The 11872-nt window shown below is 70.4% G+C and carries 8 protein-coding genes; 7 read left to right on the plus strand and 1 reads right to left on the minus strand.

The window, feature by feature from the left end; genetic code table 11:
• Positions 1–769 precede the first annotated feature (769 nt).
• From IMZ11_RS40840 to IMZ11_RS40865, 6 genes are all read left to right on the plus strand, one after another.
• On the plus strand, positions 770–1414 hold the full coding sequence (locus IMZ11_RS40840) for a histidine kinase (RefSeq protein ID WP_228648653.1): 645 nt from the start codon (positions 770–772) through the stop codon (positions 1412–1414).
• Between the two features lie 117 nt (positions 1415–1531).
• Positions 1532–4096, plus strand: coding sequence for a class III lanthionine synthetase LanKC (gene lanKC / locus IMZ11_RS40845; RefSeq protein ID WP_228648655.1), 2565 nt, complete (start codon positions 1532–1534; stop codon positions 4094–4096).
• Between the two features lie 4 nt (positions 4097–4100).
• Positions 4101–4229: a SapB/AmfS family lanthipeptide gene (locus tag IMZ11_RS40850; protein WP_228648657.1), complete on the plus strand. Its 129-nt coding sequence runs from the start codon at positions 4101–4103 to the stop codon at positions 4227–4229.
• Positions 4230–4445: 216 nt separating this feature from the next.
• A complete protein-coding gene (locus tag IMZ11_RS40855) occupies positions 4446–6416 on the plus strand; it encodes an ABC transporter ATP-binding protein (RefSeq protein WP_228648659.1) in 1971 nt (656 codons plus the stop codon).
• Entirely contained in the window at positions 6413–8080 is a 1668-nt protein-coding gene (locus IMZ11_RS40860; protein ID WP_228648661.1) for an ABC transporter ATP-binding protein, read from the plus strand. Before IMZ11_RS40855 ends, IMZ11_RS40860 begins: the two co-directional genes overlap by 4 nt.
• Positions 8077–10146: a prolyl oligopeptidase family protein gene (locus IMZ11_RS40865; RefSeq protein ID WP_228648663.1), complete on the plus strand. Its 2070-nt coding sequence runs from the start codon at positions 8077–8079 to the stop codon at positions 10144–10146. The genes IMZ11_RS40860 and IMZ11_RS40865 overlap by 4 nt, the downstream gene beginning before the upstream one ends.
• Here IMZ11_RS40865 and IMZ11_RS40870 read toward each other — a convergent pair.
• Positions 10134–10784 carry a response regulator transcription factor gene (locus IMZ11_RS40870; RefSeq protein WP_061259624.1) on the minus strand — a complete coding sequence of 217 codons (651 nt, stop codon included), beginning with the start codon at positions 10782–10784 and terminating at the stop codon, positions 10134–10136. The two genes, IMZ11_RS40865 and IMZ11_RS40870, sit on opposite strands and share 13 nt — an antisense overlap.
• An 889-nt stretch (positions 10785–11673) precedes the next feature.
• On the opposite strand from IMZ11_RS40870, the gene IMZ11_RS40875 reads away from it, so the two are divergent.
• The coding region (locus IMZ11_RS40875; RefSeq protein WP_228648665.1) for a hypothetical protein at positions 11674–11872 on the plus strand (199 nt) is incomplete at its 3' end.

The following is an 11872-nucleotide window of genomic DNA, read 5'->3' on the forward strand; positions in this document are numbered from 1 at the left end:
TCCGCGCGAGCTGACACCAGCACACCACCCGAAACAACCATCCGATTACGCCTCCCTTCCCCCTCCGATCGCTAAGCCCACCGCAAATATATCGCTCACACGTTCTATAAACAACTCTCAGTAGTCACACATGTGCGATTTGTGTGCGAACTGTTGAATGTCACTTTCGAGTGAAGCGAGAGTTCCGTCGGGCACGGGCGCTACATACGCGCCGCATTCGCCTGAGATCCGAGGCTGACGTCCAGATCGCATCCAGACCAGGCATCCACACCGGCATCCAGACCTGGCCTCTTACCCAGCACCCCAGAATGCCCCATGCCGCACCACACCGCCGGGCCGCACCACACCGCCGGGCCGCACCACACCGCCGGGCCGCACCACACCGCCGGGCCGCACCACACCGCCGGGCCGCACCACACCGCCGGGCCGCACCACACCGCCGGGCCGCACCACACCGCCGGGCCGTACCGGAACCCGTGGTCGGAGTGGACACGCCGTGCGGGAAGCGCGTTCGTCGCGCGGCGGGGAGCGTGCGCGACGATCACCAAATACTGCGATATATGCGTTTTGGCGGTATTCGATACCGCAACGGCGAGTGAACCAGACCGTACGGGTTATCTCTCTGAAATAACCGCGAAGTCCGGCATTTCATAGATGCCGCAACCTAAAATAACAAGGTCGTTCCCGGGACGTGAACAGGGAGGGCCCGCGTGTGCCTGACGCGATTTTGATGGTTCTGGCATTATTAACGATTCTGTTCTTGTGTACGGTGATTGTTCTTCTCCATCGCATAGAGCAGCTGAACGCCAGAGCCGCGGAGATCGCGCGCCAGGCTGTCATCAAGGCGCGGGAGCTGTTCGCCGACGACGTCCACGACCTCATCGGAAGCCGGCTGTGGCTGGCCGCGCTGCGGGGTGAGATGGCGCGGCGCCTGGCGGACGAGGGTTCCTCGCTGCGGGCCGAGCTGGCGGAGCTCGTCACCTCGATCCACCAGGCCGCCAGCGAGATCCGGGACATCGCCAGGACATATCGCGAGATCTCCCTGAAAACGGAGCTCTCACACGCCCGCGCCGTACTGAGGGTCTTCGGGATCGACTGCCGGATCGTGGGAGCCGAGCTCGCGCCCGCCACGGCGGCCGACAAGGTGCTGGCCGTCATCGTCCGCGAGGCGATCGCGAACGTGCTGCGGCACAGCAAGGCCCGGATCTGCGTGATCGAGGTGTCCCGCCACGGCGACCGGGTCCGTCTCACGATCGAGAACGACGGGGTGGAGCCGGCCCAGGGCTCGGAGAACGACTGGGAACTCGCCGGCCTGCGCCGCCGGGCCACGATGGTGGGCGGCACGGTCGAGGTCATCGCGGGCTCGGCCGACCGGTTCCGGCTCTCGGTCGAAATCCCTGAGCAGCTCAGATGACGCCGTACCGGTCGCGTTGATGAGAAACGCACATGCCATCGATGAACCGTGTAACTAGACCGGACGCGTGACCATTCGCCATTCTCTCTTTAGCGATAAACAGGGAGATGGCAGCATATGGATGATTACGAGCTTTACTGTCTGGCTGATTCGTTGTTCTATGACACACCTGATCAGAAGAATGCTGATTCTTCGGGTTTTTCCGTCTTGTCACTGGAAGTCCCTGACAGTTGGTTTCATCAGGCGACGGACACGTGGATGTACTACGCGCCGGTCGATGTCGACCGGCTGCCCTCCCAGGGGTGGAAGATCCATGTGTCCGCGTGCCTGGCCGACGCGGAACGCGCGGTCCGGACAGTGTGGGACTACTGCCTGCCCAGGAACGTGGCGTTCAAGTTCCTGCGCAGCGAGTCCGTCTTGGTCATGCACAACTCCAAGGCCGCGTCGCGGGCGTCGAGCGGAAAGCTGGTCACGATCTACCCGCAGGACGAGGCCCAGCTGGAGCTGGTGCTGAGCGAGCTCGACGAGCTGCTGCGCGGAGTCGAGGGTCCGTACATCCTCAGCGACCTGCGCTACGGCGACGGCCCGCTCTTCGTCCGGTACGGCGGATTCGCCGAGCGGCGCTGCCTGAACGCGGGCGGCGAGATGGTGCTCGCCATCGAGGACGGCGAAGGCCGGCTCGTCCCCGACGTCCGCGGATCCACCTTCTCCGTTCCTTCCTGGATCGAGCTCCCCGCCTTTCTCGAACCCCACCTGGCCGCCCGCAACGCCGTCACCACCACGGGCCTGCCGTACGAGATCGAGAGCGTGATGCACTTCTCCAACGGCGGAGGCGTGTACCTCGGCAAGGACCTGTCCACGGGTCGGCGCGTGGTGCTGAAGGAAGCGCGGCCGCATGCCGGGCTCGACGCGGCCGGACGTGACGCGGTCGCCCGCCTGGAACACGAGCGGGACATCCTGCGGCGGCTCGCCGGACTTGAGTCGGTGCCGGCGCTCCTTGACCACTTCACCATCGGAGAACACCACTTCCTGGTCGAGGAGTTCGTCGACGGCAACCCGCTGCAGCGGCTCCTCGTCCACCGCTATCCGCTCACCCGTACCGATCTCGCCCCCGACGCGCTGGCCGGCTACACCGAATGGGCGCTGGACATGGTGGCCAAGGTGGAGCGGGCGGTCGGCTCTCTGCACGAACGCGGAGTCGTGTTCGGTGACCTCCATCCGAACAACATCCTGGTGACCGACGAAGGCCGGCTGGTGCTGATCGACTTCGAGGTGGCCACACTCGCCGAGGACCGGGCGCGCCCGGCGCTGGGCCATCCCGCCTACGCCGCGCCGTCCGACCGGCTCGGCACGGCGAGCGACCAGTACGCGCTGGCCTGCCTGAGGCTGGGCATGTTCGCTCCGCAGACCACCATCATGGTGCCGATGCACCGGGGGAAGGCCCGTCATCTGGCCCGCCTGGTCACCGAGACGTTCCCCGTCCCCCCGGCAGTCGTCGAAGAGGCCGCGCACACGATCGCGGACGACCGTGACATGGCGGAGCCACCCGATCCCGGCGACTGGCCGGAGATCCGCGACGCCCTGCGCCGTGCCGTACTGGCCTCCGCCACCCCCGACCGCGACGACCGGCTCTTCCCCGGAGACGTGGCGCAGTTCCGACCCGGTGGCGGGCTCAATCTCGCCCACGGCGCCGCGGGAGTGCTCCACGCGCTGGCCGAGACCGGGGCCGGCCGCTTCCCCGAGCACGAGGACTGGCTGCGCAAGCGGGCCGTCACCCCGCGATCGGGCACCGCGCTCGGCTTCTACGACGGGCTGCATGGTGTCGCCCACGTCCTGGAACGGCTCGGACACCGGCAGGACGCCCTCGACGTCATGGACATCTGCCTGCGGGAGCGATGGGAAGGGCTCGGGCTCGGCCTGTACTCCGGGCTGGCGGGAATCGGGCTGAACCTGCTGCACCTGGGCGAGACGACCGGCGAGGGGAAGCTCCTCGACAAGGCGTACGAGATCGTCCACGCGTGCGCCGGCCGGCTCGGCGGCGCGGACGACGTGCCGGACGTCAGCGGCGGCTCGAATCCCCGCGCCGGGTTGATGTTCGGCTCATCGGGGCCCGCCCTGCTCTTCCTCCACGCGTACGAGAGGACCGGCGACGCCGCGCTGCTGGAGCTGGCCCGCGTCGCGCTGCGCCAGGATCTGCGGCGCTGCGTGCGTGCCGCCGACGGGTCCCTCCAGGTCGACCAGGGCTGGCGTCACCTGCCCTATCTCGACGAGGGCTCGGTCGGCATCTCACTGGTCCTGGCCCGCTATCTGACCCATCATCCCGATGAGGGCCTCAGCCGCGATCTGGACGACCTGCTCGCGGTCACCCGGTCCGCGTACTTCGTGCAGCCTGGCCTGTTCACCGGCCGGGCCGGCGTGATCGCGTCACTGGCCATGATCCGGCGCTCGGATCCCGGGCTCGGCGCGCAGATCCGCGGGCTGCGCTGGCACACGCTCCCGTACGGCGAAGGCGTGGCCTTCCCCGGGGACCAGCTGTTGCGGCTCTCGATGGACTTCTCCACAGGAACGGCGGGCGTCCTCTTCGCCCTGGGCGCCGCCCTGCACGAGGAACCGGTGTTCCTCCCCTTCAGCCAGCCGCCTGGCCAGCGGCTCCCGTCCGAACGATCTTGGAAGGAGGTGTAGACAAATGGTTCTCCTCGATCTTCAGGGTATGGAGACCCCCGGTGGGGGCGGTTACGGCGGCGGCAGCACGCTGACCGTGCTGACCTGCCAGTCCGGCAGGCCGAGCAACCTCAGCCTCGTCCTCTGCCACTAGAGGCAGGTCATCTGACGGTCGCCGTCATGGCGACCACTCGGGCCCTGGGCACTGCGCCCAGGGCCCGACCCAGGATCAGGCGGGTGAGAATCCGCGCCCGAAGAGTTTTGATCGCTCGGGAAGTCCCCTCACGCACTCCCCCACGAACTTTCCCGCGCTGGGACGAACTGGAACGAACTGGCGAACGGGCTTCACGCACGACGACGAGGAGGACGGATGGAGGCGGCAGATCGGCTCGTGGTCCGGACCATCCGGCACGGCGGCCCGTGGCTGTTCGTCCTGGCCGTCGCGTCCGTCGGCGGATCGATCCTCGAGCTGGCTCTCCCGTACGTCATCGGCAGGACCGTCGACGGCCTGACCGCGGGCGGGGCCGCCGGACCACCCAGCGGTTCCTTCACAGACTCCCTCACGGCATCGCTCACGACGTCCCTCACCGGCTGCGTCCTCGTCCTCGCCGGCGTCGTCGCCTGCGACAGCCTGCGCGTATGGGCGGCGGGCGCGACAAGCGCCCACGCGTCGGCGTGGCTGCGCCGCCGGATCACCCGGCACGTACTCGGCGCCGGTCCCGCGATGACCCGCCGCTTCCCCGAAGGCGACCTCACGACCCGGCTGGGCATGAACGCCGAGGAGACCGGACGCGCCCCGGAGGCGGTGATCACAGGCGCGTCTCTGCTGGTTCCGACGGCCGGCGGCCTCGTCGCCCTCACGCTCATCGACCCGGTGTTGACGCTCACGCTCGTCGCCGGGCTCGTCGTGATCCTGCTCGTCCTGCGCGCCTTCCTGCGGGACACCACCGCGGTCGTCGCCGCGTACCAGGAGGTCCAGGGCGGCATCGCCGCCCGCCTGGTCACCGCGCTGTCCGGCGCGCGCACGATCGCGGCCGCCGGCACGACGGACGGGGAGATCGCGCGGGTGCTCGCGCCGCTCCCCCGCCTGCGCGCGTACGGCATGGACCTGTGGCGGGCGAACGCGCGGGCCGGGGTCCAGACCGGTGTGGTGGTGCCGCTGCTGGAGGTGGCCGTGCTCGTCGTCGGCGGGCTGCGCCTGGCCGGAGGCGATCTCACAGTCGGCGAGCTGTACGCGGCGGCGAGGTACGTGGTGCTCGGCGCGGGGCTCGGCTCGGCGCTGGGATACATCGGGCGGCTGGCCAGGGCACGATCGGCGGCCGGACGGGTCGGGGAGCTCTCGGAGGAGCCTCCCCTGCCCTACGGGGCACGCGAGCTGCCGCCGGGCCCCGGCACGCTCGAGTTTCGCAGTGTGGCGGCGAACGGGTTGCGCGACCTCGACGTCGTCATACCGGGCGGGTCGGCGATCGCGGTGGTCGGCAGGTCCGGCTCCGGGAAGTCGGCGCTCGCGGCACTCGCGGGCCGGCTGGCCGATCCGTCCGAGGGGTCCGTGCTGCTCGACGGGGTGCCGGTGCGGGAACTCTCCCGCACGGCGCTCCGCCGGGCGGTCGGCTACGCCTTCGAGCGGCCGGTCCTGGTGGGCGACACCATCGGCGACGCGATCGCCCTCGGCCTCGGGATCCGGCCCGCCCGCGCCTCCACTCCCTCCGCTCCCACCTCCGCTCCCACCTCCGCTCCCGCCGCCTCCGTGTCCGTCTTGGCCGCGACGCGGGCGGCGTGCGCCGACGAGTTCGTCCGGCGGCTTCCCCAGGGATACGGGACACCGCTGAGGGACGCGCCGATGTCGGGCGGGGAGAGGCAGCGGGTCGGACTTGCACGCGCGTTCGCCCAGGGCACCCGTCTGTTGGTGCTGGACGACGCGACCTCCAGCCTGGACACCCTGACCGAGCGTCAGGTCAGCGCCGCGCTGACCGGGGAACTGGGCGGGCGAACCCGGCTGGTCGTGGCGCACCGGGTCGCGACGGCGGCTCGGGCCGACGCGGTGCTCTGGCTGGAGGACGGACGGCTGCGCGGTTTCGACCGCCACGAGGTGTTGTGGTCCGCGCACCCCGGCTATCGCGCCGTCTTCCAGGCACACGTCTCCGAACCGGCCCCGCATTCCATCGCAGACCATATCCAAGCCCCGCATTCCGTCACAGACCACACTCGATCCCGGGCACGCGCCTCCGAACCGGCCCCGCATTCGGCCCTCGCCACGGGCCCGACCCCGAATTCGCCCCAGGTACGCGTCCCGGACACCGCCACGGAGTGGGCGGAGCGCTCAGGGGCGGAGCACTCATGATCTGGCGGGCGTTGACGCGGGAGCCGTACCGGCTGGTGCGCCTCGCCGGATGGTCACTGGCGGAGGCGCTGCCCGCGTTCCTGATCGGGCACGCCATCGCCCGCGCGATCGAGGACGGCTTCGCGAAGGGAAGGCCGCTGACGGGCCTGGCCTGGCTGGCGTTGCTCGGCGGCGCGTGGCTGGTTGCGGCCGTCGGGGCGCGGCAGGTCGTGCTGGCGGTCGCCGCGATCGCGGAGCCGTTCCGCGACGAGCTGCTGACCCACGTGGTCGGCGGCACGCTGCGCCGTGCCGCAGCCCCTCCCTGGCGGCCGGGCGCGGCGTCGGTCGCGCGCTCCACTCTCCAGGTCGAGCTGGCCAGGGACGCCTTCGCCGCTGTGATCACGGTGGTCCGGTCGTTCGCCTTCACCGTGGTGAGCGTCGTCCTGGGCATGCTGACGCTGCTTCCGGAGATGGTGCCGCTGGTGCTGCCGCCGTTCGCCGCGGGGCTGGCGGTCTTCCTGATGTCACTGCCCGCCATGGCCCGGCGGCAGCGCGCCTTCCTCATCGCCGACGAGCGCCTGGCGGAATCGGTGAGCGACATGGCGGGCGGGCTGCGCGACATCGCCTCGTGCGGCGCCGAGGCCCGGGTCGCCACGGACGTCGGCCATCGGATCGCGGCGCAGGCCGATGCCGCACGCTCGGTCGCCCGCGTGATGGCCGTACGCACGGTGTCGCTCGGAGTCGCGGGCTGGCTGCCCGTCCTTCTCGTACTCGCCTTCGCGCCGGGGCTCGGCGCGAGCGCGGGCGCCGTCATCGGAACGCTCGCCTACGTCGTCCAGTCGCTCACCCCGGCGCTCGGCGGCCTCGTCGAGGGGCTCGGCGTCAGCGGTGTGCAGCTGATGGCGTCCGTCTCCCGGATCCGGGAGACGGCGGAGGTCCCGACTCCCGCGCGGGAGCACGCGCGGCCGAGCGGCACGCGGGTCGAACTGCGCGGCGTGACGTTCGCGTACGGGCCGGGCGCGGAACCGGTGATCTCCGGCCTGGACCTGTCCCTGCCGGAGGACGGCCATCTCGCCGTGGTCGGGCCGAGCGGTCTCGGCAAGTCCACCCTGGCGGCGCTCATCACGGGACTGCTCGCGCCGTGCTCGGGAGAGATCCGGGTCGGCGGCGTTCCCGCCCGCGACCTCGATCCGGCCACCCGCGTCCTGATCCCCCAGGAGGCGTACGTCTTCCACGGCACCCTCATGGAGAACCTCACCTATCTCGCCGACGCCTCACCACACGCCGTACAGCGAGCGGTCGACGAGGTGGGGATGACGGATCTGGCGCGCAGGCTCGGCGGCCTCTCCGCCGAGGTCAATCCCGCGACCCTGTCGGCGGGAGAACGCCAGCTCGTCGCGCTGGCCAGGGCCTACCTGTCTCCGGCCCGTCTCGTGATCCTGGACGAGGCGACCTGTCATCTCGACCCGGCCGCCGAGGCGCGGGCGGAGACGGCGTTCGCCCGGCGCGGCGGCACCCTCGTCGTCGTCGCGCACCGGCTCACCTCGGCGTTGCGGGCTCGGCACGTGCTGCTCATGGACGGCGTCCGGGTTCGACTCGGCACACATGACGAACTCGTCGCCGTCTCTCCGCTCTACACCGATCTGATCGGCCAGTGGAATCCCGACGTGAAGCAGGTGTCATGAGATATCCCTATGTGGAGCGCCAGCCCATCGTCGACCGGCTGCACGGCGTCGCCGTACCGGACCCCTATCGCCGGCTTGAGGACGCGGCCGACCCCGAGACCATCAGATGGCTGACCGCGCAGGACGACCTCTGGCGCGCGCACGCCGCCACACTGGCCGGCCGGGATCACCTGCGCGCGCGGCTGACCGAGCTCGCCGACGCCGGTCTGGTCACCGCGCCGCTGTGGCGGGGCGAACGGGCGTTCTTCCTCCGCCGTACGGCCGGGCAGGAGCACGCCGTGCTCCATGTGACCACGCCCGGCCTGGCCGACGCGCCGTGGCGAGACGAGGTCCTGCTCGACCCGTGGACGATCGACCCGACCGGTCTCACCACGCTCGACGCGTGGCAGCCCGACCCGGACGGCCGGCTGGTGGCGTACCAGATCTCCCGCCGGGGGGACGAGCGGGCCGAGCTGTACGTCATGGACGTCCGCACGCGGCGGGTCGTCGACGGGCCGATCGGCCGCAGCCGCTACTCCCCCGTGGCCTGGCTGCCTGGAGGGACGGGCTTCTTCTACGTACGGAACGAGCCCCGCGGGGTCTTCCTGCACCGGGTCGGCGTCCCCGACGACGTCCTGGTCTTCGGCCGGGAGGGGGTCACGTCCTACGGCCTGGAGATCAGCCACGACGGCCGGTGGCTGGTCGTGTCGGCGTCCCGGGGCTCCTCGTCCCGCAACGATCTGTGGCTGGCCGATCTGTCCACCGGCCGTCCCGAGCGGCCGGACCTGCGGGTCGTGCAGGAGAACGCGGACGCCCGGACCGCGGTGACCGTCGGCGGCGACGGGCGCCTGTACGTCGTCACCGACCGCGACGCCCCGCGGATCAGGCTGTGCGTCGGCGATCCCGCGACCCCCGACGTCTGGAAGGACCTGGTCCCGGCCGACCCGGAGGCGGTGCTCGCCGACTTCGCGGTCCTCGACGGGACGGCGCCGGGCCGGCCGCTGCTCCTCGTCACCCGGATCCGGCACGCGATCAGCGAGATCGACGTCCTCGACCTGGTCACCGGCGAGCGGCTCGGCTCCGTGCCACTCCCCGGAGCGGGGACCGTCGGCCCGCTGTCGGTACGGCGGGGCCACGAGGCGTGGTTCACCTACACGGACCACGTCACACCACCCGCCGTGTGGCGGTTCGACGCCCGCACCGGCGAGACCGTGCCCTGGAGCGTCCCCGGTCCCGGACCGGCGGCCGTGCCGCGCCGGTCGGCCCGGCCAGGAGCGGGCGAGGCCGGGGTGGAGAGCCATCGGCTGCACTGCGTGTCGGCGGACGGCACGAGGGTGCGGATGGTCGTCATCGCGCGCGCCGGTCTGCACGGGCCGAGGCCGGCGATCCTCTACGGCTACGGCGGGTTCGGGGTGTCGCTCACCCCCGCGTACGCCGCCGACACGCTCGCGTGGGCCGAGGCCGGCGGCGTGGTGGCGGTCGCCATGCTGCGGGGCGGCGGCGAGGAGGGCGAGGAGTGGCACCGCGCCGGGATGCTGGAGCGCAAGCAGAACGTCTTCGACGACTTCGTCGCGGCGGCGGAGAAGCTGATCGCCGACGGGTGGACGACACCGGACCGGCTCGGGATCTGGGGCGAGTCGAACGGCGGGCTGCTCGTGGGCGCCGCCCTGACCCAGCGCCCCGAGCTGTTCGCCGCCGCCGTCTGCTCCGCCCCGCTCCTCGACATGGTCCGCTACGAGCGTTCCGGTCTCGGCCCTGCCTGGCGGGGTGAGTACGGCTCGGTCGAGGACCCCGACCAGTTCCGCGCCCTGCTGGCCTACTCGCCCTATCACCGGGTAAGGAAGGGCGCGAACTACCCCGCCACGCTCTTCACCGCCTTCGGCGGGGACACCCGCGTCGACCCCGCGCACGCGCGGAAGATGTGTGCCGCGCTCCAGTGGGCCACCGGAGGCGACCGGCCGATCCTGCTCCGGCACGAGGGCGACGTGGGCCACGGGTCCCGTGCGGCGAGCCGGTCCACCGCGCTCGCGGCGGACATGCTCGCCTTCCTCGCGGCCCACACCGGGCTCCTCCATCAGGGGCGGTAGCGCACCATGCCGATGTCGCTGCCCGTCTCCGGCCACAACCAGCCGCGTTCGAGAGAGATCCTGATCGCTTCCACGCGGGTGCGGGCGCCGACCTTCGGCAGGATGCGGCACAGGTAGTTGCGTACCGTTCCCGGCGACAGGAACAGCCGGTCGGCGATCTCCGTCACCGTGGACCCTTCGGCGGCGACCTGGAGGACGTCGAGCTCCCGTGAGGTGAGCGGGTTCTCCGGGGCGTGGAGAGCGGCGAGGGCCAGTTCGGGGTCGATCACCCGCTCCCCGCGCGACACCCTGCGTACGCAGTCGACGAGTTGCTGGGCCGACGCGTCCTTGACCATGAAGCCGCGGGCCTGCGCCCCCAGCGCCCGCCGCAGTGCCGCCGGGGTGCCGAGCCCGGTGAGGATCACCGTCTTGCAGTCAGGCACCCGTTCGTACAGCTCGGCCGCGGCCGTCAGGCCGTCGATCCCGGGAAGGCAGATGTCGAGGAGCGCGACGTCCGGCCGTCGCTCCTGGGCGAGTGCGACGATCTCGGTGCCCTGGCCGGTCTCCGCGACCACCTCCAGATCGTCTTCCGTGGAGAGCAGCGCCACGAGGGCCGATCTGACGAGGTGCATGTTCTCGGCTAGCAGTAGACGGATCAAGCCCGTTCTCCTTATGCGCCTTCACAAGGCTCGGTTGCACGTGAATTCTCTCCCCCCGATCCGCACAGCTTGTCGTCCCCCCAGCGGCCGTGCCTACTCCGTTCGGAAATATATCGTTATCATCCGCCGCGACATCGAAATAGCGTGATCTAGCGGGATTCTCTCTCCAGTCACTCCTGACTCGGCGGACCGGATTTCCCCATCGATTTACGGTCGGATTTACGGGCGGATTCAATCGCCGGCCGACGGGACGGCTCCTGCCGCCTCGACGTCGTACGACACCTCGATCACGCGCGCTCTCCAGCCGTCCGAGCTGCGCATATTCATGCACTCCCGCGCCCGTTCGATCATCCCGGGCAGCCATGTGGTCGACGGCGGCGCGCGAGGAAGCGCGGACCGGGGGCGGTCCCACCGCGATGCCCCATCGAGCCGATATCGATTTCCCGGAGCAGAGAATTCGGACAGTCAGCATTCGATCCCGCAAATCCCTGAAAGCCGGACCAATCATCATTGATCACGGTATTTCAAGAGCAAATGTGGGACTCCAACCAGAAGGGCATCGGTACGGAATATCTGTCGCGACCACTCCGGGGTCGCGCGATTCGACGGTTCACGACGATCGTCGTCCCGGCCGCCCCATCGATCCACCCGCCAGAATCGGTCGGTTTATAGATAGATGTGCTGATACGCGGCGAAGTGTGCAGACACGTACCGGAATACGGCGGAGCGTGTCGTGATGCGCCAGAGCGGGTGCGATGTGTTCGCCCGCCACGGTGGAGACCGCTCCTCCATCGCGATCACACCCCGAGCCCGTCGATCTCTGGCGGCCCGGCCGACGATCTCGCTATCATGACGCGGCATCCAGATCTTGACATCGACAGAGGAAATCGTGTCAGGAAAGGAGCCTCCCGCCGGACGCACCCCCTGGTGGAGGAAGAAGGCGCTGGCGATCGGAGCGGCGGCTCTGGCTGCCATCGGCGCCGCGATCACAGGCGTGATCCAGAACGTGGCGGAAACCGCGGCCAACAAGGCCCTGGGGCTCGACGAGACAGCGGCGGCGACCCCTTCCCCCACCGACACGCCCGTCC

The organism is Microtetraspora sp. AC03309, from assembly GCF_020826795.1.
Taxonomy (GTDB): Bacteria; Actinomycetota; Actinomycetes; order Streptosporangiales; family Streptosporangiaceae; genus Microtetraspora; species Microtetraspora glauca.